The 21,610-nt window shown below is 68.6% G+C and carries 21 protein-coding genes and 1 tRNA gene; 8 read left to right on the forward strand and 14 right to left on the reverse strand.

The window, feature by feature from the left end:
• The 3 genes from ACIPVN_RS02400 (at position 1) to ACIPVN_RS02410 (ending at position 2,189) form a co-directional block, all read left to right on the forward strand.
• Positions 1-927, forward strand: a complete 927-nt coding sequence (locus ACIPVN_RS02400; RefSeq protein ID WP_247622491.1) for an SPFH domain-containing protein — start codon at positions 1-3, stop codon at positions 925-927.
• Positions 924-1,700, forward strand: coding sequence for a glycerophosphodiester phosphodiesterase family protein (locus ACIPVN_RS02405; RefSeq protein WP_400438960.1), 777 nt, complete (start codon positions 924-926; stop codon positions 1,698-1,700). The genes ACIPVN_RS02400 and ACIPVN_RS02405 overlap by 4 nt, the downstream gene beginning before the upstream one ends.
• A gap of 105 nt (positions 1,701-1,805) precedes the next feature.
• Entirely contained in the window at positions 1,806-2,189 is a 384-nt protein-coding gene (locus ACIPVN_RS02410) for an RNA polymerase-binding protein RbpA (RefSeq protein WP_247622493.1), read from the forward strand.
• Here ACIPVN_RS02410 and lnt read toward each other — a convergent pair.
• The 9 genes from lnt to ACIPVN_RS02455 are packed head-to-tail and all read right to left on the reverse strand — an operon-like array spanning position 2,186 to position 11,900.
• Positions 2,186-3,709, reverse strand: coding sequence for an apolipoprotein N-acyltransferase (lnt, locus tag ACIPVN_RS02415; protein WP_400438963.1), 1,524 nt, complete (start codon positions 3,707-3,709; stop codon positions 2,186-2,188). The genes ACIPVN_RS02410 and lnt overlap by 4 nt on opposite strands.
• A gap of 11 nt (positions 3,710-3,720) precedes the next feature.
• On the reverse strand, positions 3,721-6,195 hold the full coding sequence (locus ACIPVN_RS02420) for a DEAD/DEAH box helicase (protein ID WP_400438967.1): 2,475 nt from the start codon (positions 6,193-6,195) through the stop codon (positions 3,721-3,723).
• Entirely contained in the window at positions 6,192-6,950 is a 759-nt protein-coding gene (tatC, locus tag ACIPVN_RS02425) for a twin-arginine translocase subunit TatC (protein WP_247633975.1), read from the reverse strand. The genes ACIPVN_RS02420 and tatC overlap by 4 nt, the downstream gene beginning before the upstream one ends.
• Positions 6,951-7,007: 57 nt before the next feature.
• Positions 7,008-7,247, reverse strand: coding sequence for a twin-arginine translocase TatA/TatE family subunit (gene tatA, locus ACIPVN_RS02430; protein WP_400438970.1), 240 nt, complete (start codon positions 7,245-7,247; stop codon positions 7,008-7,010).
• A gap of 2 nt (positions 7,248-7,249) precedes the next feature.
• Entirely contained in the window at positions 7,250-8,269 is a 1,020-nt protein-coding gene (locus ACIPVN_RS02435) for a helix-turn-helix transcriptional regulator (protein WP_400438973.1), read from the reverse strand.
• Positions 8,266-9,258, reverse strand: coding sequence for a helix-turn-helix transcriptional regulator (locus tag ACIPVN_RS02440; RefSeq protein WP_400438976.1), 993 nt, complete (start codon positions 9,256-9,258; stop codon positions 8,266-8,268). Before ACIPVN_RS02440 ends, ACIPVN_RS02435 begins: the two co-directional genes overlap by 4 nt.
• Positions 9,258-10,190: a hypothetical protein gene (locus ACIPVN_RS02445; protein WP_400438979.1), complete on the reverse strand. Its 933-nt coding sequence runs from the start codon at positions 10,188-10,190 to the stop codon at positions 9,258-9,260. The genes ACIPVN_RS02440 and ACIPVN_RS02445 overlap by 1 nt, the downstream gene beginning before the upstream one ends.
• A 10-nt stretch (positions 10,191-10,200) precedes the next feature.
• Entirely contained in the window at positions 10,201-11,220 is a 1,020-nt protein-coding gene (locus ACIPVN_RS02450) for a tRNA (adenine-N1)-methyltransferase (protein WP_400438981.1), read from the reverse strand.
• Positions 11,217-11,900 (reverse strand): HAD family hydrolase, encoded by a 684-nt coding sequence (locus ACIPVN_RS02455; RefSeq protein WP_400438983.1) that lies wholly within the window; start codon positions 11,898-11,900, stop codon positions 11,217-11,219. The genes ACIPVN_RS02450 and ACIPVN_RS02455 overlap by 4 nt, the downstream gene beginning before the upstream one ends.
• Before the next feature lie 91 nt (positions 11,901-11,991).
• On the opposite strand from ACIPVN_RS02455, the gene ACIPVN_RS02460 reads away from it, so the two are divergent.
• Positions 11,992-12,840 carry a PAC2 family protein gene (locus ACIPVN_RS02460; RefSeq protein ID WP_400438985.1) on the forward strand — a complete coding sequence of 283 codons (849 nt, stop codon included), beginning with the start codon at positions 11,992-11,994 and terminating at the stop codon, positions 12,838-12,840.
• 12 nt (positions 12,841-12,852) lie between these two features.
• On the opposite strand, the gene ACIPVN_RS02465 is transcribed toward ACIPVN_RS02460, so the two are convergent.
• Both ACIPVN_RS02465 and ACIPVN_RS02470 read right to left on the reverse strand, forming a co-directional pair.
• A complete protein-coding gene (locus tag ACIPVN_RS02465; RefSeq protein ID WP_400438987.1) occupies positions 12,853-13,677 on the reverse strand; it encodes an undecaprenyl-diphosphate phosphatase in 825 nt (274 codons plus the stop codon).
• Positions 13,678-13,722: 45 nt separating this feature from the next.
• Positions 13,723-15,018: a M20/M25/M40 family metallo-hydrolase gene (locus tag ACIPVN_RS02470; RefSeq protein ID WP_400438989.1), complete on the reverse strand. Its 1,296-nt coding sequence runs from the start codon at positions 15,016-15,018 to the stop codon at positions 13,723-13,725.
• A gap of 112 nt (positions 15,019-15,130) precedes the next feature.
• On the opposite strand from ACIPVN_RS02470, the gene ACIPVN_RS02475 reads away from it, so the two are divergent.
• Positions 15,131-15,213, forward strand: a tRNA-Leu gene (locus ACIPVN_RS02475).
• Positions 15,214-15,351: 138 nt separating this feature from the next.
• On the opposite strand, the gene ACIPVN_RS02480 is transcribed toward ACIPVN_RS02475, so the two are convergent.
• Both ACIPVN_RS02480 and ACIPVN_RS02485 read right to left on the reverse strand, forming a co-directional pair.
• Complete coding sequence (locus ACIPVN_RS02480) at positions 15,352-16,446, reverse strand: VIT1/CCC1 family protein (RefSeq protein ID WP_400438992.1); 1,095 nt, start codon at positions 16,444-16,446, stop codon at positions 15,352-15,354.
• A 104-nt stretch (positions 16,447-16,550) separates the two neighbouring features.
• Complete coding sequence (locus ACIPVN_RS02485; protein WP_400438995.1) at positions 16,551-18,293, reverse strand: DEAD/DEAH box helicase; 1,743 nt, start codon at positions 18,291-18,293, stop codon at positions 16,551-16,553.
• 125 nt (positions 18,294-18,418) lie between these two features.
• Here ACIPVN_RS02485 and ACIPVN_RS02490 point away from each other — a divergent pair, with 125 nt between their 5' ends.
• Complete coding sequence (locus ACIPVN_RS02490; RefSeq protein ID WP_400438998.1) at positions 18,419-19,246, forward strand: SGNH/GDSL hydrolase family protein; 828 nt, start codon at positions 18,419-18,421, stop codon at positions 19,244-19,246.
• 24 nt (positions 19,247-19,270) lie between these two features.
• On the opposite strand, the gene ACIPVN_RS02495 is transcribed toward ACIPVN_RS02490, so the two are convergent.
• Positions 19,271-20,083, reverse strand: a complete 813-nt coding sequence (locus ACIPVN_RS02495) for a TrmH family RNA methyltransferase (RefSeq protein WP_400439001.1) — start codon at positions 20,081-20,083, stop codon at positions 19,271-19,273.
• A gap of 83 nt (positions 20,084-20,166) precedes the next feature.
• Between ACIPVN_RS02495 and ACIPVN_RS02500 the strand changes: the two genes are divergently transcribed.
• On the forward strand, positions 20,167-21,006 hold the full coding sequence (locus tag ACIPVN_RS02500) for a Sir2 family NAD-dependent protein deacetylase (protein ID WP_400439004.1): 840 nt from the start codon (positions 20,167-20,169) through the stop codon (positions 21,004-21,006).
• Positions 21,003-21,590 (forward strand): histidine phosphatase family protein, encoded by a 588-nt coding sequence (locus ACIPVN_RS02505; RefSeq protein ID WP_400439007.1) that lies wholly within the window; start codon positions 21,003-21,005, stop codon positions 21,588-21,590. Before ACIPVN_RS02500 ends, ACIPVN_RS02505 begins: the two co-directional genes overlap by 4 nt.
• Positions 21,591-21,610: the final 20 nt, after the last annotated feature.

Here is a 21,610-nt window from a genome sequence, read left to right on the forward strand (position 1 = left end):
GTGAACGACGCCTCGTTCATCCCCACCGCGATCCTCTGGATCCTCGCGATCGCGGTCATCATCTTCGTGGTGGTGACCGTCGCGCGTTCCATCCGCATCATCCCGCAGGCCACGGCCGGGGTCGTGGAGCGGCTCGGCCGTTATCACAAGACCCTCACCCCCGGTCTGAACATCCTGGTGCCGTTCATCGACCGCCTGCGTCCGCTGATCGACATGCGCGAGCAGGTCGTGTCCTTCCCACCGCAGCCCGTGATCACCGAGGACAACCTGGTCGTCTCCATCGACACCGTCGTGTACTTCCAGGTGACGGATGCCCGGGCCGCGACCTACGAGATCGCGAACTACCTCGGCGCCGTCGAGCAGCTCACCACCACGACGCTCCGCAACGTCGTCGGTGGACTCAACCTCGAAGAGGCGCTCACGAGTCGCGACAACATCAACGGCCAGCTGCGCGTCGTTCTCGACGAGGCGACCGGCAAGTGGGGCATCCGCGTCGGCCGAGTCGAGCTGAAGGCCATCGATCCGCCCATCTCGATCCAGGACTCGATGGAGAAGCAGATGCGCGCCGAGCGAGACCGTCGCGCCGCGATCCTGACCGCTGAGGGAACGAAGCAGTCCGCGATCCTCGAGGCCGAAGGCGCGCGTCAGGCCGAGATCCTTCGTGCCGAGGGCGACAAGCAGGCCGCGGTTCTGCGCGCGCAGGGTGAAGCGGAGGCCATCCAGAACGTCTTCACGGCGATCCACCAAGGGGCCCCCGACGACAAGCTGCTCGCCTACCAGTACCTGCAGATGCTGCCGAAGATCAGCGAGGGTCAGTCCAACAAGCTGTGGATCATCCCGAGCGAGCTCACGGAAGCCCTCAAGGGCATCGGCAGCGCCTTCACGCCGAAGCCGGGTCAGGCGCCGACTCCCCCGCCGGGCGTGTGACACACCCGTACTTCGCGAAGGCACGACATCCTCGAGTCCTCGCCCACCGTGGTCTCGTGACCGCGACGGGCGAGGACTCGGGTGTATGGGAGAACACCGCAGCCGCCTTCGCCGCCGCCCACGCCGCCGGGGCGGAGTACGTCGAGACCGACTGCCAGGTCACGGCCGACGGAGACGTGGTGCTCTTCCACGACGCGACCCTCGAGCGGTTGACCGGCGACCGCCGAGCAGTCCGCGAGGTGCGCACCCGCGACCTCGACCGTCTCTTCGCCGATCACGGGGGCCTCCTCACGGTCGCCGAAGCCCTCGACCTTTTCCCGACCGTCCGCTTCAACATCGACGTGAAGACCGCCGCCGCGGCGGAGCCCCTCGGGCCGATCCTCGCCGATCACACGCATCGGACCCTCGTGACGAGCTTCTCGGAGGCGAACCGGCGCGCGACCGTCGCCGCCGTCCTCCGCGCGGGCGCCGCCCTGCGTCCCGCGACCTCGGGGGGAAGCCGAACCATCGCGACGGTGCGCGCGCTGTCCGCCTTGCGCCTCTCCCCCGCACGAGTGCTCCGCGACATCGACGCCCTGCAGATCCCCGAGCGGCAGGGGCCGTTGACCGTGCTCACTCCCGCGCTGCTCCGCGCCACGCATGCCCGGGGCGTCGAGGTGCACGTGTGGACCGTGAACGATGCCGCGGAGATGAACCGACTCATCGCCCTCGGCGTCGATGGGATCGTCTCGGATCGCGCCGATCTCGCCCTCGACACGCTGTCGCCCTCATAACCTCCCGCGCTGGGATTCCGCTGTGAATAACGCCGAGTTTCCAGGGACGTGGATGAAGCGCACAGGCTGGAGCGTTATACCTGACAGCGACGAGAGGACCACACAATGGCAGATCGCAGCCTGCGCGGCATCCGACTCGGCGCCCAGAGCCTACAGAGCGAAGAGGGCGTCGTTTTCATGGAGCGCCGTGAGACCACCTATACCTGTGACACCTGCGGCCACGTCACGAACCTGATGTTCGCGGCCGACGCCGAGCCGCCCCAGACCTGGGAATGCCGCTCCTGCGGTGCCGACGCCCGACTCAACGTCGACGGCCAGGCCGTGACGCTCGAGGCGACCGATGAGAAGGCCGCCCGCACCCACTGGGACATGCTGCTGGAGCGCCGCACGCGCGCCGAGCTCGAAGAACTGCTCGAGGAGCGCCTCGCCTTCATCCGCGCGCGCCGCGGAGCCGGTGAGGACCCGACGCGGGAGAAGATCGGGGCCTAAGCCCGACGAGCGCGCCACCACCCGAGAGCGAGCGCGCCCAGCCCACCCCAGAGCAGGATCTGCTGCACCCAGGGACCCAGCACCACACCCGCCGTGAGGCCGGAGCGGAGCTCGACATCTTCGAGCATCGCCCCCGCCTCATCTGCGTCCAGGCTCGTGATCGTCGACCCGTCCGGACGGATGATCTGGCTCGTACCCACCGTCGAGACGTTGACGACGCTGCGCCCGGTCTCGATCGCCCGCATCCGCGCGAACGCGAGCTGCTGCAGATTTTCGGCGGTCCCCCGGAAGTCCGCGTTGTTGGTCTGGAACACGAGGACCTCGGAGCCGCCGTTCACACTCTCGTGGATCACGTCGTCGTAGATGACATCGAAGCAGATCGCGAGGCCGACGAGGGTGCCGTCGATATCCATGAGCGGAGGGTTGATCCCCGGCGTGTACTCGCGTCCGATGAGGCCGATCAGATCGGGGGCCAGGGCGTTGTAGAAGGCGCGGTCGGGAACGTACTCTCCGAAGGGCACCGGGTGCCGCTTGTCGTGGAGCTGCTCGGCTCCCCCGGCATCCGTCCACAGCATCGACGTGTTCCAGTAGAGCCCGTTGCGCGCGGTCGCGGCGTTCGCGAGCAGCGGCGCGCCGATCCGGGTCGAGACGAGCGTCAGCTGACGCGCGAGCGTCTCGTTCTGGAAGGGATCGGTATCGAGGCCGCCCTCCGGCCAGACGAGGAGATCGACGTCTTCGCCGTAGAGGGGCTCGGTGGCTTCGGTCTGTGCGCGGACCACGGCGAAGGGCGTGCGCTCGTCGAAGTACCCGGTCGGACCGTTGCCCTGAACGGCGGCGATGCGCATCTCACCCGCGGGAGCGGTCGGGAACTGCGGCGTCGCGAGCAACACGACCGCGAGTGCTGCGGGAACGAGCAGCGGCATCGGGCGCCGCCACAGCCTCAGCCGCACCGCTTCGATCAGCATCGCCACGACGAGAACCATCAGGAACCCGAGACCGCCGACGCCGAGCCACGACGACACCGGAGCGAGCGGGCTCTCGGCCTGACTCATCCCGATCCGTGCCCACGGGAAGCCGCCATAGGGCCAGGAGCCGACGAAGACCTCCCGGCCGACCCAGAGGGCCGCGACGACGACCGGGAGCACCAGCATGCGCCCCCAGCTGCCGGGGAACGCGCGAGGGATCCACCGGTAGGCGAGGGCGATCGGGATGAGTGCGAGAGCCGTCAGGCCGCCCTCGAGGATGCTCAGAGCAGCCCAGGGAACGGGACCCAGATACCTCGATGTCCACGACACGAGGAGAGCGAAGAACAGGATGCCGTAGATCAGGCCGACCAGCACCGCCCCGCCCGCGCGGCGACCGATCAATGACAGCAGCAGGAGCGCGATCGCCGGGAACGCGAGAACCCAGATCGCCGCCGACGGGTAGGCGAGATTCATGAGCAGCGCTGCGCCGGCGGCCGCGATCGCCGCCGCCCACAGCGGCAGGAGCGGGCGCGGTCGAATCGTGCGTTCAGCCATGTCCACCCCGGTCACATCGAGGAGTAGGCGACGATGCCGCGGCGGACGCCGTCGAGCGCCGCGCGGGCCGTGCGCGCGAGCGCTGCGTCCTCGGCGACGATCGAGAGCTGGTCGAGGAGGTCGATCGTCTGCTTCGCCCAGCGGACGAAGTCGCCGGCCGCCATATCGGCGTCGACGAGCACCCGATCCAGCATCCCGCCGCGAGCCCACGAGTGCATCGCCCCGGCGAGGCCGGCGGCGAGCGGCTCGGAGCCGGGAAGATGATGATCCTGTTCGAGGTCATCGAGAACGGCCCACAGCGCCGTCGTCTTCTCGTATGCGGCACGGAACGCGCCGCGCGGAAGACCGCGCTCCCCCGAGTTCGCCTCATCGCGCCGCGGCTCGTAGACCAGACAGCACGCCATGGCAGCGAGCGAGGGTGCATCGAGACCCGACCACAGCCCCTGGCGCAACGACTCGGCGACGAGCAGATCTCGCTCGCCGTAGATGCGCCGCATCGTGCGGCCGGCCTCGGTGAGCGTCATCTCATCGCCGTCGGAGCGCAGGTAGTCGAGCGTCTCGAGCACCTCGACCACGCGGTCGAAGACACGCGCCACCGTGCCGGTGCGCGTCTCGATCTGACGGCGGATGCGGTCGGTCTGACGCTTCAGCTTCCAGTAGCGCTCCGCCCATCGGGCGTGCGCCTCACGATCGGGGCAGTTGTGGCACGGGTGCCGCTGCATCTTCGTGCGGAGGTTCTGGATGCGCTTCAGCCGCTTGTCGCGGGCCGAGCGCGGTGCTCCGGAATCCTGCCGGTTCTTCTTCTCGAGGTCGCTCAGTTCGCGTCGGATCGTGGAGTACTCCACGAAGTCACCGTGCTCGCACGACATCGACTTCTCGTAACCGGCGAGAGAGACCTCGGCTTCGCGCACCTGGCGGGCGAGGCCGACCACGGCACGATCGGCCTGGAACTGCGCGAACGACGACTCGAGAATCTGCCGCGCGCGGGGCTTGCCGAACAGATCGATGAGGTTCACGGCCATGTTGTAGGTCGGCCGGAAGCTCGAGTTGAGCGGGTAGGTGCGCCGCGACGCGAGAGCGGCCACGGCCTGCGGATCCATGCCCTCGGTCCACTGCACCACTGCGTGGCCCTCGACATCGATGCCCCGGCGTCCGGCGCGACCGGTGAGTTGTGTGTACTCCCCCGAAGTGATCGCGACGCGGGCCTCGCCGTTGAACTTCTCCATCTTCTCGAGCACGACGGTGCGCGCCGGCATGTTGATGCCCAGCGCGAGGGTCTCGGTCGCGAACACGACCTTGACGAGCTTGCGCTGGTAGAGCTCTTCGACGACCTCCTTGAACGCGGGCAGCAGGCCCGCGTGGTGCGAGGCCACGCCGCGCTCGAGGTTGTCGAGCCACTCCCAGTAGCCGAGGACGCCGAGGTCCTCCTCCTGGAGCGTCCGTGTGCGCTCCTCGACGATCGCCCGGATCTCGGCGCGCTCCTCCTGCGAGGTCAGGCGCATGCCCGACCGGCGCACCTGCGCGACGGCGGCATCGCACCCGACCCGGCTGAAGATGAAGAAGATCGCCGGCAGAAGATTCGCGCGTTCGAGGAGGTGGATGACCTCCGGGCGATCGATCCGTTCGATGCGGCGCGCATTCGACGGGCGTACCGGACGCTGGCCTCCGCGCGGAGGACGCTTCGCCTGTCGGCCGGCGTGGCGATTGCTGACGTAGGACTGCGCGCGACGGTTGTTGTCGTAGTGCGAACCCGTGAACGAGCGGATGCGCATCAGTTCCTGGTTCACCTGCGCCGTGGCGACGCCCGCCCGGTCATCGAACAGCGGCAGCAGATCATCGCGCACGAGTACGTGCTGCTCCAGCGGGACGGGGCGGATCTCCGAGACGATCACCTCCGTGTCACCACGCACCGTGTCGAGCCAATCGCCGAACTCCTCGGCGTTCGACACCGTCGCGCTGAGCGAGACCAGGCGCACCTGCGAAGGCAGGTGGATGATGACCTCTTCCCACACCGCGCCGCGGAATCGGTCGGCGAGGTAGTGGACCTCGTCCATCACGACGTAGCGAAGATCGCGCAGTGCCGCCGAGTCGGCGTAGATCATGTTGCGCAGCACCTCGGTGGTCATCACCACGATGCGCGCGTTGCCGTTGATGTTCGTGTCGCCGGTGAGGAGTCCGACCTCGTCGGCACCGTAGACGTCGACGAGTTCGCGGAACTTCTGGTTCGACAGCGCCTTCATCGGGGTTGTGTAGAACGCCTTGTCTCGCGGCGTCTGCATCGCGAGATGAATCGCGAACTCACCCACGATCGTCTTACCGGCCCCGGTCGGAGCGGCGACCAGGACGCTGTTCCCCCGCTCGAGTGCGTGACAGCCCGCGATCTGGAACGGGTCGAGATCAAAGCGCTGGCGTGCGGCGAACGCCGAGGTCTGGGGGTGCTCCGATGCTTGACGCGCGGCGGCGTATCGCTCCGCCGGCGAACTCATGCGGCGTCCGGCAGGAGGCCGGCGGCCGCATCCTGCTTGCGTTTGCGCCGGTCGAAAAGCAGCGACAGACCGGCGGCCGCGAAGTACAGGACGATGAGGATCCCCGCGAGCATCAGCATGCTCACCACGTCGGCGGCCGGCGTCGCGAGAGCGGCGAAGACGGTGGCGATGATGATCGCTACGCGCCATCCCTTCAGGATCGCGCGCCCCGACATGATGCCGGCGAAGTTCAGTGCGACGAGGAAGACGGGCAAGACGAACGAGACACCGATCACGAGCATCAGTTTGAAGATGAAGTCGTAGTAGTCCTGGGCCGCATAGAAGTTGGTGCCGCCCTCCGGTGTGAAGCTCCACATCAGCTCGATGATGTGCGGCATGATCATGACGCCGAGGTAGCACCCACCGAGGAAGAGCGGAACGGCTGCGGCGACGAAACCGACCGTGTAACGCACCTCTTTACGGGTGAGGCCGGGCATGATGAACGCCCAGATCTGCCACAGCCAGACCGGTGCGGAGGCGAAGAGACCGATCGACAGGGCGATGCGCATACGCATGTCGAACGCCGAGGTCACGGTCGAGAAGTTGAGGGCGCTGAAATCGTCGCCCCGCTTCTCGGTGATGAGGCGGATCGGCTCGGTGATGAAATGGATGATCGGATCCGCGACGATGAACGCCAGCACCATACCGACGACCAGCGCGATGGCGGCGATCATCAGACGGCGGCGCAACTCGACGAGATGCGCTCCGAGAGACATCCGCCGGTCGCGGTCCGGCTTCGCCTTCGCGGCCGGGTCCATCACTGCCACGAGCGGTCAGGCGCGCGGCGGAGTCTCAGGTTCTGAGCCCGAGTTCTTCACCGTGGTCGGGTCCGCTGCCGCGTTCTCGGCGGCCGCAGGACCGTCTTCTTCCTTCATCGCCTTCATCTCTCCCTTGAAGACGCGGGCCGACTGACCAACGCTCTTCGCGAGGGCCGGCAGCTTTGCCGCGCCGAAAAGAAGGAGGATCACGGCGAGCACGATCAGGAGGTGCCACCCCTGCAGTCCAGCAAACATCTCTAGTTCCCGTCGTCGGTGGGCGATTCGGCCAGTCTACCCGGCTGGGCTGTGGATGGGCGGTGGTAGAGCGCGAGTCCCGCAGACGCCCACTCCCGGGTCGCTGCGCGCGCGATTCCGGGCTCGAGCACCTCGAGCGCTCCCCCGAAACGCGCCGCGATGCGCTTGATGCCGCGCGGGTCGGCGAGATGCAGGTGCGCGGTGACCACGCCATCGCGGGTCTCGACCTCATCGGCGGAGAGAAGGCCGCCCAGCAGCGGCGCGAGTCGTTCGGGGACGCGCACGGTCACCTCGCGGTCATCGGCGACCTCGGCGAACGCTTCGGGGACGTGCTCACCGGCATGCGTGATCGGAATGTCGGTCAGCTGCGGGCTGCTCACCCGATCGAGGTGGAACGTGCGCATCGCCTGCCGCAGATGACACCACCCCTGCAGGTACCACTGACCGTTGGTGATCAGGATCTGCACCGGATCGACGGTGCGCGTGGTCGGCTGCGCGTCGGGCGCCTGATAGGTGAACGAGATCGCTCGCCCTTCCTGCAGGCCGCGGGACACTGCCTCACGGACCTCGTCGACCGCCGTCGGCGCGATCACCACCTCGGCCGGCGCGTCGGCCGCTCCTCGAGAGAGCTTCGAGATGAGCCCGGCGACGAGCCCCGAGTCGGAGACCGCCGGCACCGCGGCGACCATCTGGAGCCCGGCGAGCAGCGCGGCCGCTTCGCGCGCCGTGAATCGCGGCACACGGCGCAGAGCGACGTCGTTCGTGATCTCGATGATGTCGTCCTGGTCGAGCAGATCCCAGTTGATGTCGAACATCTCCTGCGGCTGCTGCCAGAACCCGGCCTCCCCGGGGAGGCCGATCACGGTCAGCTTCTCGACCATCGCGCGCATCTCACGCGGGGTCACACCGAACTCCGCGGATGCCTCGGAGAGGGAGACCGGCCCGTGCTCGAGAAGGTATGGCACGAGAGTCAGGTACAGACGCACCCGATCGCCGGCGAGCAGCGGCTTCTTCGCGCTCATCGGAGCGCCTCCCGCTCGGCGTGGACCCCGGCGACCGCGCGGAGCCGCGACACCACGGCGTCGCGGAGAACGTCGGGCTCCACCACGCGCACCTCGGGGCCGTACGAAGCGAGCTCGTCGGCGAGGATGTGGACGTCGACGAAGGGCACGCGGATGCCCTGGATCGCAGGAACGGCCCTCCGTCCGAGCCGCAGCGACGCCTCGGTCCCCGGAGTGATCTCGAGCAGGGCGGAGTTCTGGGACGCCACCTCGTCGAGGCCCGCGAGCGCGCGGTCACCCGCGCCGTCCCGCAGAGCGGGATCGAAGGTCGTCGCGGTCATCGTCACCTCCCCGACGATGCGGCTGAGCAGGAACGTCCGGTCGCCCGCGGCGTCGATGTCGATGCCGAACACGTGCCAGCGCGCTTCGTAATCCACGAGCGCGAGCGGTTGCACCCGGCGACGACGAGGTGCGTCCTCGCCCGGCTTGAGGTAGTCGAAAGCCACGACACGGCACTTCTCGATCGCCTCTTGGAGCGGACCGAACGCGGCATCGCGCGCCGTGATGCGCGGCGCGAAGCCGATGATCGGCTCGTCACCGTCGATGCCGAGCGCGCGGATCTTCCGAACACCGGACTGCGCGTCGCCGGAGGCGGATTCCGCGCTCCAAACGCTGCCGGCGAGACGCAGCACGGCGAGCTCGGCGGGCGTGAAGTCGATGTCGCTGGGCAGGTCGTACTCCGCCTGCGGAATGCGATAGCGCGCCTCGCGCAGATCGTTCGGGTCGGCGGCGTCGCCGATGGTCTCGACGGGCACACCGAGCGAGCGGAGTTCGTCCTTGTCGCGCTCGAACATCTTCTCGAGAGCATCCGACCGCGTTCCGGCATCCGCGCGCTGGCGGTAGCCGGAGACGTTGTCGAGGATCTGCTGCTTCGTGAGCCCGATCTCCGTCGCCATGAGAGCCACGACGAGATTCGTCAGGCGCTCCTCGGCGGGAATACGGGCGGCCATCACGGAGTGGGGACCGTGATCGCGCCCAGGATGTCGACGACGTAGACGACGGCGGGGGCCGAGTCGGAGGCTGGAGTGACGACGAGAACCTGCGAGCCGACGGGCTTGCCGACCAACTCCTGGGCAACGGCCGGGGCCACCTGCTGCAGGTCGGTGGAGACCGCTTCGCCCCACGTCTGCGTCATCACGGTCTTGTCGTCCCAGCCGAGAGCCGTGTACTGGACGATGGGCACCTGGTCCGCTTCGACATCATCTCCTTCGCCGAGGATGAGCGTCTGCGTGACCATGTCGGAGGGTGCGTCCGTGTCGGGGATGATCACGCCGGGCGTGCCGTCGGGAGCACGAACGACGGTCGGCATGCCTCGAGCGTCGTTGAACTGCAGGGCCCCTTCCGCCTTCGGCAGGAGCACGTCGATGATGTCGACGACGAAGACCATCGTGTCGTCGGCCTCGAGCCCGAAGCTCTGCAGCGCCTCTGCTCCGGCATCGTCGGCGGTCAGAGCGACAACCGTGCGCGAACCCTGGGTGACGCATTCCAACGCGTCTGAAAGCGCCGGGAAACGCGCGCCCTGGATGTCCAGACTCGTCAAAGGACCCTGAGCGGGGTCGTACGGAGTACCCGCGACCTCCTCGCCCGTCTCGCCGCTGAACAGCGTGAGTTCGTAGACGAATGGCTGCTGACCGTTCTGAACGGCACGACCGTCACCGACGACGATGTCCGTCGCCGTGGACTTCTCGACGTGCAGAGGGGTGTAGATGCTCACGTCCGGCTTGGCACCGAGGTCGCCGTCGACGGTGACCGCGTCCGCCAGACCGGTCGAACCGCCGGAGCGGTCGCAGGCGGCGCCGTCGAAGGTCGGCGCGGCGGTGCACCCCGTCAGAGCGAGGACGGCGAGGCTGAGAGTGGCCAGAACGGCGGACGTTTTACGCACGCCCTCCAGTCTATTCGGTCGGGTGCTCCGATTCGCGCGATGCCGTCGCGATGCGCGCGCCCTCCGCGGCGCGCGCGGCCTCTCGCGCGCGCTTGCGCAGGTTCTTATCGGTGATCTCACGGTCGCCGACGGCACCGGGGGTCCACTGCTCGACGTCATCGTCGCCGTAGCTGGACTTCGAGGCGCGACGCTTCACGGAGGGTGCGACCGTGCCCGGAGCCAGACGTCGTGCAGTCAGCAGGAAGCCGGTGTGCGCGACCATCCGGTGATCGGGGCGCACCGCGAGGCCCTCGACGTGCCAACCGCGGACCATCGTCTCGGAGGCGTCCGGATCGGTGAACAGACCGGTGTTGCGGATGTACTCGGCGACGCGCGAGAGCTGCGTGGCGGTCGCGATGTAGCAGAGCACCACTCCCCCGGGCGTGAGCGCGTCGGCGACGACGTCGATGCATTCCCAGGGGGCCAGCATGTCGAGCACGACGCGATCGACGGATCCGGCGGGAAGCTCGGACGGCAGCTGCTCGACGAGATCGCCGACGACGACGTTCCAGGTGTCGGGCTGTTCACCGAAGAACGTCGCGACGTTGCCGCGGGCGACCTCGGCGAAGTCCTCTCGCCGTTCGAACGACACGAGCTTGCCCGCCGGCCCCACCGCGCGCAGCAGCGAGAGTGACAGAGCGCCCGACCCGACACCGGCCTCGACCACCGTCGCGCCGGGGAAGACATCCGCCTGCATGACGATCTGCGCGGCGTCCTTGGGGTAGACGATCGCCGCGCCACGGGGCATCGACATCGCGAAGTCCTTCAGCAGCGGGCGCAGCGCGAGGTACTCGTGGCCCGAACTGTTCGCGGCCACGGATCCGTCGGGCAGACCGATGAGATCGCGGTGGCGCAGCACACCGTGGTGGGTGTGCAGCTCCCCGTCCTCGCGGAGAGTGACGGTGTGCAGCCGACCCTTGGGGCCCGTGAGCTGGACGCGGTCTCCCTCGCGGAAGGGGCCGCTCGGGCGGTGCGTGCCGGAGGCGGTCATCGGGTGGCTCCCGTCGTGGCGGAGTGGCGGTCGAGGAGGTCGACCAAGTCGTCGGCGGTGCGTCCCTCGAGCGTCGGCCAGAATTCGTGAGCGCCGAGGTCGTCGAGCGGCACGATGTGCGGAACCCCGAGGGTCACAGCACCGGACGCGATCCCGGCACGGACACCCGTCGGCGAGTCCTCGATCACGATCGCATCGGCGATGTCGATGTCGAGCAGAGCCGCGGCCTGCAGGTAGGGCTCGGGATGCGGCTTCGGGTTGTCGACGTCATCGCCGGCGACCACCAGATCGAACGCCGGGAAGTCGATGAGATCGACGACGCTCAACGCCATCCGGCGCAGCGACATCGTCACGAGTGCAGTCGTGACGCCCGCCTGCTTCAGGTCGAGCAGGAGTTCGCGCGCGCCGGGGCGGAAGGGCACTCCCTCGGTCCGAAGCAGGTTCTGCACCTCATCGGTCAGATGGGCGACGATCGCCTCGGCCTCCATGCGGACACCTGCGTTCTGCAGGATGATCGCGCTGTCGATCAGTCCACTGCCGACCAGCTGCAGCGCGTCTGCGTGGGTCCACGTCCCACCGAAGGACTCGACGAGCCGGGTCTCGGCGGCCATCCAGTACGGCTCGGTATCGACGACTGTTCCATCCATGTCCCAGAGGACCGCGCGGGGCTGTGTGCTCACCGAGCCATGTTATCCGGCGCGGGACCCGTCTTCCTCCGGGCGCGACTAGCCTGGGGAGACGACACCGTCACTCGATCGAAAGGGGATCACGATGGATGTTCTCGGTTCGCGCATCGTGATCGTCGCGTTCGACGGCTGGAACGACGCGGGTGAAGCGGCGAGCGGCGCCCTCGCCGCCTTGCGCGCCACGAGCGAGTACGACCTGGTGCACACCGTCGATCCCGAGCTCTACTTCGACTACCAGTACACGCGTCCGTCGACCCAGCTCGACGCCGACGGGCGTCGCCGCCTGAAGTGGCCGGAAGCGACGCTCTGGCGTCCGCGCGACGCGGGCGAGGGGCCCGAGTTCTGGCTGCTCACCGGGGTCGAGCCGGCCCGCACCTGGCAGTCGTTCGCCGCCGAGTTCATCGACGTCGCGCTGCGCGACGACGTGAGCGGGTTCATCATGCTCGGCGCGATGCTCGCCGATGTGCCGCACTCCCGCCCGATCTCGATCTTCGCGGCCAGTCAGAACGAGCAGGCCCGCGAGGAACTGGGGCTCGAGAAGTCCCTGTACGAGGGTCCCGTCGGCATCCTGAGCGTCATCGAGCACTACGCCGAATCGGCGGGCATCCCGACGGCGACGCTGTGGGCGAGCGTGCCGCACTACGTCGCGAACGCGACTCCCTCGCCGAAGGTGACCCTCGCTCTGCTCGACCGCCTCGAGGAGCTCACCGGGGTGTCGGTGCCGCGCGATGCGCTGCGCACAGAAGCCGCGGCGTGGGAGGCATCCATCGATGCCGCCGCCGCCGACGACGACGAGATGACCGAGTACATCCGCCAGCTCGAGCGCACCCGCGACACGTGGGACTCGCCCGAGGCGTCGGGCGATGCGATCGCCCAGGAGTTCGAGAAATACCTGCGTCGACGCGGTGACGGTCCGGGCGACCACAAGCGCTGAGCGCGTCGGCCCTCAGGCGGCGATCGATCCGGTGGCGAGCAGAACCAGGATCACCGTGCCCAGCAGGATGCGGTAGATCACGAACGGCAGGAAGCTGCGCTTCGAGATCCAGCTCATGAAGAACGCGATCACCCCGAGAGCGACGACGAAGGCGATACCGGTGGCCGCCAGGGTGTCGCCGAGCGAGAAGAACGCCGGCTCGTTCCAGCTCTTCGCCAGCTGGTAGAAACCGCTGCCGAAGACGGCGGGAATCGCCAGGAGGAACGCGTAGCGTGCCGCCGCGGCACGCTCGTAGCCCAGGAAGAGTCCCATCGTGATGGTCCCACCCGAACGGGATACGCCCGGGACGAGGGCGAGGGCCTGCGCGAACCCGTACGCGACGCCGTGCGGGTAGGTGAGCTGGTTCAACGTGCGCTTCTTCGCCCCGACGTGGTCGGCGATGCCGAGCAGGATGCCGAAGACGATGAGCATGATCGCGACCACCCAGAGCGAGCGGAACACGCTCTCGATCTGATCCTGGAAGAACAGACCCAGGATGACGATCGGGATGCTGCCGATGATGATCATCCACCCCATCCGGGCGTCGGGATCGGTGCGCGGGGCCTTGCCGACGAGCGACCGGAACCACTGCGTGACGATCCGGACGATGTCTCGCCAGAAGAACACCACCACGGCCGCCTCGGTACCGATCTGCGTGATCGCGGTGAACGCCGCACCCGGGTCCTCGCCCGAGGGCAGGAACGAGCCGACGATGCGCAGGTGGGCGCTGGAGGAGATCGGCAGGAACTCGGTCAGCCCCTGGACGATGCCGAGGATGAGCGCTTCGAAGAGATGCATGGAGAGCCTTCAGGGTCGACGGCGGCACGGAGCCTGCGGGAGCGCTCAGTACGTGCGCAGCAGATCGGCCAGCACCCGCTGACCGAAGACAAGCGAGTCTACGGGCACACGCTCGTCGACTCCGTGGAACATGCCTGTGAAATCGAGATCGGCAGGCAGCCGGAGCGGCGCGAACCCGTAGCCGGTGATGCCGAGGGTCGACAGCGCCTTGTTGTCGGTTCCAGCGCCCAGCAGATACGGGATGACGGGCACACCGGGGTCGTGCCGACCGATGCTTGCGACCATGGCTTCGACGAGCTCGCCCTCGAACGGGGTCTCCATACCGATGTCACGGACCACGGTCTCGATCACGATGTCGTCGCCGACGATCTGCTGGAGCTCGGCCAGCACCTCGTCTTCGGTGCCGGGGATCACCCGCACGTCGATCAGCGCTTCAGCACGCTCGGGGATCACGTTGTGCTTGTACCCCGCGGTGAGGCCCGTGGGATTCGTCGTCGTCCTGAACGACGAGCGCAGGAACGCCTCCGCGGGTCCGGCGGCCGACGCCAGGGCGTCCGGATCATCGGCGTCGCGGCCGGTGAGCGCGCTCAGTCCCTCGAGGAGCGCGGTGGTGGTCGGCGTGAGCCGGATGGGCCAGCGCGTGCGACCGATCGCCGCGACGGCCTCGGCCAGCGCCGTGATCGCGTTGTCGTCGTGCAGTCGGCTGCCGTGGCCCGCCCGCCCTTTCGCGACCAACCGGATCCAGATCAGCGCCTTCTCCCCCACCTGCAGCAAGTAGGCGCGTCGGTCGTCGACCGTGATCGAGTATCCGCCGACCTCGCTGATCGCGGTCGCCGCGCCGGCGAACCACTCGGGGCGATCGCGCACCACGAGCGCGGATCCTTCGACACCGCCGTTCTCCTCGTCGGCGAAGAACGCGAGGACGAGGTCACGGGCGGGGCGCTCACCCGCACGCAGGATGTCGGCGACCGCCGTGAGGATCATCGCGTTCATGTTCTTCATGTCGACGGCGCCGCGGCCCCACAGCATCCCGTCCTGCACGATTCCGGCGAAGGGGTCGACCGTCCAGTCCTCCGCCATGGCGGGGACCACGTCGAGGTGGCCGTGCACGACGAGCGCCGGCAGCGAGCTGTCGCGGCCCGGCACCCGCGCCATCACGTTGGTGCGACGCGGCACGGGCTCGTGATACTCGACCTCGAGCCCGAGGTCGGTCAGGTACGCACCCACGTACTCCGCAGCCTCACGCTCCCCCTTCGCGTTGCCGCCGCCGAAGTTCGAGGTGTCGAAGCGGATCAGCTCGCTCGCAATGCGCGCGACCTCGGGAAGGGAGGGTTCGGTCATGCGAACCAGGCTATCGAAACCGCGTGCCACGCCCGGGCGTCACGCCCGATTCGAGGCCGACCCCAGAAGGTGGTAATGTCATTCTTCGGTCGGCAACGATCATCCAAAACCTGCGCGGGTGGCGGAATGGTAGACGCGCTACGTTGAGGTCGTAGTGCCCGTAAGGGCGTGGGGGTTCAAGTCCCCCTCCGCGCACGGATGGCCCCGGTGGATCCCTGGATCCACCGGGGCTTTTTGCTTTCCCTCGCGCCGGCCGTGCGCGGTCACGGTCCCGTCGCGCCGACGAGGGTGCGAGCGGAAGGTCTCCGGCGAACCGAGCCGCAGCGTCCCGCCCTAGACGGCGCCCACGCCGAACAACAGACCGAGCAGATAGGTGATCGCTGCGGCACCGAACCCGATCGCCAGTTGGCGCAGGGCTCGGCGCAGCGGCGGTCCTCCCGAGAGGATGCCCACCATGGCTCCCGTGCTCAGCAGCGCGATGCCGACCAGCACGAGCGCGACGACGACGGCTGTCGTTCCCTGCAGACCGAAGATCCACGGGAGCACGGGGATGATCGCGCCGGACGAGAACAGCAGGAAGCTGGAGATCGCGGCGGTCCAGTCGCTGCCGACGATCTCGTGCTCGTGCGCGTGGGTGCGGATCGGCCCGGTCGCCGTGCGCCGCACTCCCGCCTGGGCCGCTGTCACGATGCGCCGCGCCTTCGCGAGTGCTTCCTGGGGATCGACGCCCCGGGCGCGGTAGACCAGGGCGAGCTCGTTCTCGTCGATGTCGAGATCGTGGGCGGATGCCGCGGCATCCTCGTTCGCCTCGGTCGCCGCGAGGAGTTCACGCTGGGATCGCACCGACACGAACTCGCCCGCTCCCATCGACAGTGCGCCCGCGAGGAGTCCGGCGATCCCGCTGAAGAGGACGAATCCGGAGCTGACGCCCGTCGCGCCGATGCCCAAGACCAGGGCGAGGTTGCTCACGAGCCCGTCGTTGGCGCCGAACACCGCGGCGCGGAACGACCCGGACAGCCTGCGGCGGCCGCGCGCGGCGAGACCGCGCACGACCTCGTAATGCACCTTCTCGTCGGCGCGCATGGCCGGGGTCGCATACTGCTCGGCATCGTAGGGTGACCGGGCCTCGGCACTCTGTGCGAGCGCGAGCACGAAGATCGAGCCGAATCGGCCGGCCATCCATCCCAACAATCGCGAACGCACACCGGCACGGGGCAGCCGTGTGGGTTCTCCGCCGAGGAGGTCGAGCCAGTGCTGCTCGTGGCGCCGCTCGGCGTCGGCGAGACGCAGGAGGATGTCGCGCTCCTCCCCCGTCCGGCGCGCCGCGAGACGCTGATACACCGTTCCCTCGGCGCGCTCCTCCACGAGGTAGCGCGCCCAGCGACGACGGTCGGCGGCCGTGGGCTCAGCGGCGAGTGGAGCGGTCATGTCTGACTCCTCGGATGCGTGGACAACCGTTCCACGCTATCCGCGCGGCGGAGCCGCAGTGTCCCGGATGCCGTGATTGCCAGCATTTCGGGGATCCGAAGCGCTCAGGATCGGACGCGCTTGCGCAGGACCTCGATCCGGGACTGCAACTGGGTGACGGTGGCCTGCGCGACCGCGGGCCCACCGCAGATACGGCGGAGCTCGGCATGCACCGCGCCATGCGGTTCGCCCTTCTGCCGCGCGTAGAGACCGACCAGGCTGTTGAGCAGCTGACGCTGTTCCTTGAGAGTGCGGTGCAGAGGTGGCGGAAGCGTCGTCGCCTCCGTCGGACCGGCCGAGGCTTCCCGCGCCTCGCGCAGCCGCGACTGCCGGGACTGCCGCTGCATGAGCAGCTCGTGCACGTGCTCGGGCTCGAGGAGACCGGGGAACCCGATGAACTCCTCCTCCTCGGGCGTGCCGGGCTCAGCCAACTGCCCGAACTCCTGGCCCTCGAAGACGACCCGATCGAAGTGCGCGACGGATGACAGTGCCTGGTAGCTGAACTCCTGGGTGAGCGCGTCGGAGGTCTCCTCCTCTCGGTTGGCGCTCTCGAGCAGGGAGTCCTCGAGGCCGTCGTCGTCCTTCGACTGCCGGTCGAGCGCGTGGTCGCGCTGTTTGTCCATCTCGTTCGCGAGGCCCATGAGCACAGGCACCTGCGGCAGGAAGACGCTGGCCGCCTCCCCCCGACGGCGTGCGCGCACGAAGCGGCCGATCGCCTGTGCGAAGAACAGCGGCGTCGACGACGACGTCGCATAGACACCCACCGCGAGACGCGGCACGTCGACCCCCTCCGACACCATCCGAACGGCCACCATCCAGCGCTGGTCGCCCGCACTGAACTTCTCGATGCGTTCGGAGGCGGTGGCATCGTCGGAGAGAACGACCGTCGCCTGCTGGCCGGTGATGCTGTGCAGGATCTTGGCGTAGGCGCGGGCGACCGTCTGGTCGGTGGCGAGGACGAGCCCGCCTGCATCGGGCACATGATGGCGGATCTCGGTCAAGCGGCGGTCCGCGGCGGAGAGCACCGCCGGCATCCACTCCCCCTCGGGATCGAGCGCTGTGCGCCAGGCCTGGGAGGTGACGTCCTTGGTGTTGTCCTGCCCGAGATGCGTCTCGAGTTCGTCGCCCGAGGTGGTGCGCCAGCGCATCTTGCCCGCATACATGTGGAAGAGCACGGGACGCACCACACCGTCGGCGAGAGCCCGCCCGTAGCCGTAGTTGTAATCCGTGCGCGAGATGCGCGCGCCTGATTCGTCGGGGTGGTATTCGACGAACGGAATCGGCGCGGTGTCGCTGCGGAACGGCGTACCCGACAGCAGGAGGCGTCGCTTGGCGGGGCCGTACGCGTCGCGGATCGCATCACCCCAGCTGAGGGCATCGCCGCCGTGGTGCACCTCGTCGAGGATCACCAGTGTCCTGGCGTCTTCGGTCAGGTGGCGGTGCACCGACGACTTCGCCGCGACCTGCGCGTAGGTGACGACCGCTCCGTGATAGTGCCGCGCCGGCGCCCAGTCGCTGTTGCGAAAACGGGGATCGAGGCGGATGTGCACTCGCGCAGCGGCATCGGCCCACTGGGTCTTGAGGTGCTCGGTGGGTGCGACCACGATGATGCGGTTGACCTCGCCCGTGCGCATCAGCTCGACCGCGAGCGTGAGGGCGAAGGTGGTCTTCCCTGCGCCCGGCGTGGCCGCGACGAGGAAGTCCCTCTGGTCGGCGGCGAAGTACTGTTCGAGGGCCTCCTGCTGCCAGGCGCGCAGCTTGTTGGCGGTGCCCCAGGGGGCGCGCTGTGGGAAGGACGGAGAGAGCATCGGCTCAACGATAATCGCTCCGTCTGACATCGGCGCGCGCCCCTCCCCGACGCACCCGGCGGAGTAGGCTCGGTCACTGCGCAGCCGTGATCTTCGAGCCGCGCGTGTTCGCGAAGGAGAGCTGGATGACAGACCAGGATTCGACCCGGACCCCCTACGTCCCCAACGAATCGGCGCACCCGTGGCGTCGTTTCGTCGCCATCGGGGACTCCTTCACGGAGGGCATCGGCGACCCCGATCCCGCCGCGCCCGGAGGCCACCGCGGCTGGGCCGACCGCGTGGCGGAGGTGCTCGCGGCGCAAGTCGATGACTTCGCCTACGCGAACCTCGCCGTACGCGGCAAGCTCATCGCCCAGATCGTGCACGACCAGATCGAGCCGGCCGTCGCGCTGCACCCCGACCTGGTCTCGATCTGTGCGGGCGGCAACGACGTCATCCGCCCCGGAACCGATCCCGATGCGATCGCGGCCCAGTTGGAGGATGCCGTCACTCGGCTCGCCTCCACCGGCGCAGCCGTGGTCGTCTTCACCGGAATCGACACCGCGTTCACGCCGGTGTTCCGTGGCTTCCGCGGCAAAGTGGCGATCTACAACGAGAACGTGCGCGCGATCGCCGAGCGGCACGATTGCATCGTGGCGGATCAGTGGGCGCTGAAGGTCGTGCAGGACATGCGGTTCTTCGACGACGACCGCCTGCACTACAACTCTCTCGGTCACCACGAGGTCGCTCGCATGGTGCTGCGCGCGCTGAACGTGCCGAACGATCTCGAATCATTGCAGCCGGAACCGCTGCCGATCCGCACGTGGCGTGAAGCCCGAGGCGAAGATCTCGGGTGGGCGCGCGAACACCTGGTGCCCTGGGTCCTGCGCCGGCTGCGCCACCAGTCCTCCGGGGATCACATCGCAGCGAAGCGGCCGGAACCGTCGCCGATCATCTTCCCCGACATCCGCTGACACCCGTGCGGGCTCGCCGGTCCGCTACCGTGTCGTCGCGTAGAAAGCCACGGCCGACGCGGCGGCCACGTTGAGGGAATCCACGCCCCCCATCATCGGGATCGTCACCCGGCGGTCGAGGATCGCGTCGGTGGCGGGCGTGATGCCATGGCCCTCGGTGCCGAACACCAATGCGAGCTTGTCGTGATCCTCGGCGACGAGATCGTCGAGGGTGATCGCGCCTTCGCCCAGCGTCATGCCCGCGACGACGTACCCGGCATCCTGCAGCTCGTGGATACCGGCGGGCCACTCCGTGATCCGTGTCCACGGCACCTGGAACACCGTTCCCATCGAGACGCGTACCGCGCGGCGATACAGCGGGTCCGAGCAGTCCGGGGAGATGAGGACGGCGTCGACACCGAGCGCCGCGGCCGATCGGAACAGCGCCCCGATGTTCGTGTGATCGGCGAGCCCCTCGAGGATCGCGATGCGCGACCGAGCGTTCTTCGACCCGCCCAGCGTCTCGGCGACCGAAGGCAGGGGCGGGCGGTGCATCGAGGCGATCGCCCCGCGATGGACCGCGAATCCGGTGACCGCTTCGGCGACGTCATCGGGCACCACGTACACGGGAACGTCGAACCCCTCGACGATGCTGCGGATGCCGTCGAGACGCCGCTCCTGCACGAGCACCGACCTCGGCGAATGCCCCGCACGGATCGCGCGCTCGATCACCTTCGACGATTCGGCGATGTAGAGCCCGCCCGCCGGCTCCCGGATGCTGCGGAGGGCCGTATCGGTGAGCGACCGGTACTCGTCGAGGCGCGGGTCCGTCGACGAGTCGATGTGCACGATGTCCATAGGCTCCCACCTTCCCATGCGCCGGCCGTTCCTCGACGAAGCCGGGTGTCCGTCGGCCCCGTAGAATCGCACGGGGAGGATCAGTGACCACGATCGCAGACGACGAGCTCCGGCTCCGCATCGAGAAGGCGGCCGACCTCCTGCGGGGGCGACGTGTCGCCCTCCTCACCGGAGCGGGTGTCTCGACCGACTCGGGGATCCCCGCTTATCGCGGCGAGGGTGCCACGCCGCGGAGCAACCCGATGACGATCCAGACCTACCTCGGCGACGAGGCCGCGCGTCGGCGGTACTGGGTCGGCGGTCATCTCGGCTGGCGCGCATTCGCCCGCGCCGATCCGAACCCCGGGCACCGCGCGCTCGCGGAGATGGAGTCGGCCGGCGTCGTCAGCGGTGTGATCACGCAGAACGTCGACGGTCTGCATCTGCGGGCCGGGAGCTCTCACGTGATCGAGGTGCACGGCACGATGCGCCGAGTGCTGTGCCTGCACTGCGGACAGGTCTTCGACCGCCGCGACGTCGCCGGGCAGATCGAAGAGCTCAACCCCTGGATCTCGGTGCCGGAGAACGTGCCGCTCGCCCCGGACGGCGATGTCCTCCCCGAGAGCATCGAGGGTTTCGTGATCCCCCGGTGCACCGTCTGCGACGGCATGCTCAAGCCGGACGTCGTCTTCTTCGGAGAGTACGTTCCGCAGGACCGCTTCCGCGCCGCGGAATCCCTGTTGCGGTCGAGTACGGCGATGATCGTGGCCGGGTCCTCGCTCGTCGTGAACTCCGGGGTGCGGCTCGTCGAGCGCGCGCGCCGCCGCAGCATCCCCCTGATCATCGTCAACCGCGAGCCGACCCGCGCGGATGCCTGGGCCGATGTCACCATCGCCGCCGGCACCAGCGACGTGCTCCCCGCCCTGCAGGAGCTTCTCTCGTGACTCTGCTCACCCTCGTCCGCCACGGCCAGACGGACTGGAACCTGGCCCGCCGCATCCAGGGATCGACCGATATCCCGCTCAACGACACCGGTCGTGCCGATGCCCGCTGGGCCGCCGGGCAACTGGCGGGCGGGGTGCATCACACGATCTACGCGAGTCCGCTGAAGCGAGCCCACGAGACCGCCGAGATCATCGCGGCGGAACTCGGACTCGACGCGCCGGCGCTCGACGCGGATCTGCGTGAGCGGGAGTTCGGAGAAGGCGAGGGGATGCTCGTCGCCGATTACCTCGAGACACACGGCGACTGGGACGCCGAGGTCCCCGGCGCCGAGACGCTCGAGGGCGTGGCCGCACGCGCGCTCAGGGCGCTCGATCGGATCGCTCTCGACGCGCGGCGCCGATCCGCCCCGCTCGCGGAGTCCGTCATCGTGGTCGCGCACGGTGGCGTGATCCGCTCGCTGATCGACCATGTCTCGGGAGGCACGCTCCCCCGCGTCGGCGACATCATCCGCAACGGATCCGCGACGCGGTTCGAGGCGTCCCCGGGGTCGCTGCGCCTGCTCGAAGAGACCGTTCTGCTGTAAGGGAGAGGCGAGCGCGAGCC

The sequence above is a fragment of the Microbacterium sp. NPDC090003 genome (assembly GCF_044748385.1).
Classification (GTDB): Bacteria; Actinomycetota; Actinomycetes; order Actinomycetales; family Microbacteriaceae; genus Microbacterium.

Coding starts and splice junctions, on each gene's coding strand:
- ACIPVN_RS02410 (WP_247622493.1), top strand. CDS start 1,806: ATGGCAGATCGCAGCCTGCGCGGCATCCGACTCGGCGCCCAGAGCCTA.
- lnt (WP_400438963.1), bottom strand. CDS start 3,709: ATGGCTGAACGCACGATTCGACCGCGCCCGCTCCTGCCGCTGTGGGCG.
- ACIPVN_RS02420 (WP_400438967.1), bottom strand. CDS start 6,195: ATGAGTTCGCCGGCGGAGCGATACGCCGCCGCGCGTCAAGCATCGGAG.
- tatC (WP_247633975.1), bottom strand. CDS start 6,950: ATGTCTCTCGGAGCGCATCTCGTCGAGTTGCGCCGCCGTCTGATGATC.
- tatA (WP_400438970.1), bottom strand. CDS start 7,247: ATGTTTGCTGGACTGCAGGGGTGGCACCTCCTGATCGTGCTCGCCGTG.
- ACIPVN_RS02435 (WP_400438973.1), bottom strand. CDS start 8,269: ATGAGCGCGAAGAAGCCGCTGCTCGCCGGCGATCGGGTGCGTCTGTAC.
- ACIPVN_RS02440 (WP_400438976.1), bottom strand. CDS start 9,258: ATGGCCGCCCGTATTCCCGCCGAGGAGCGCCTGACGAATCTCGTCGTG.
- ACIPVN_RS02450 (WP_400438981.1), bottom strand. CDS start 11,220: ATGACCGCCTCCGGCACGCACCGCCCGAGCGGCCCCTTCCGCGAGGGA.
- ACIPVN_RS02460 (WP_400438985.1), top strand. CDS start 11,992: ATGGATGTTCTCGGTTCGCGCATCGTGATCGTCGCGTTCGACGGCTGG.
- ACIPVN_RS02465 (WP_400438987.1), bottom strand. CDS start 13,677: ATGCATCTCTTCGAAGCGCTCATCCTCGGCATCGTCCAGGGGCTGACC.
- ACIPVN_RS02470 (WP_400438989.1), bottom strand. CDS start 15,018: ATGACCGAACCCTCCCTTCCCGAGGTCGCGCGCATTGCGAGCGAGCTG.
- ACIPVN_RS02480 (WP_400438992.1), bottom strand. CDS start 16,446: ATGACCGCTCCACTCGCCGCTGAGCCCACGGCCGCCGACCGTCGTCGC.
- ACIPVN_RS02485 (WP_400438995.1), bottom strand. CDS start 18,293: ATGCTCTCTCCGTCCTTCCCACAGCGCGCCCCCTGGGGCACCGCCAAC.
- ACIPVN_RS02490 (WP_400438998.1), top strand. CDS start 18,419: ATGACAGACCAGGATTCGACCCGGACCCCCTACGTCCCCAACGAATCG.
- ACIPVN_RS02495 (WP_400439001.1), bottom strand. CDS start 20,083: ATGGACATCGTGCACATCGACTCGTCGACGGACCCGCGCCTCGACGAG.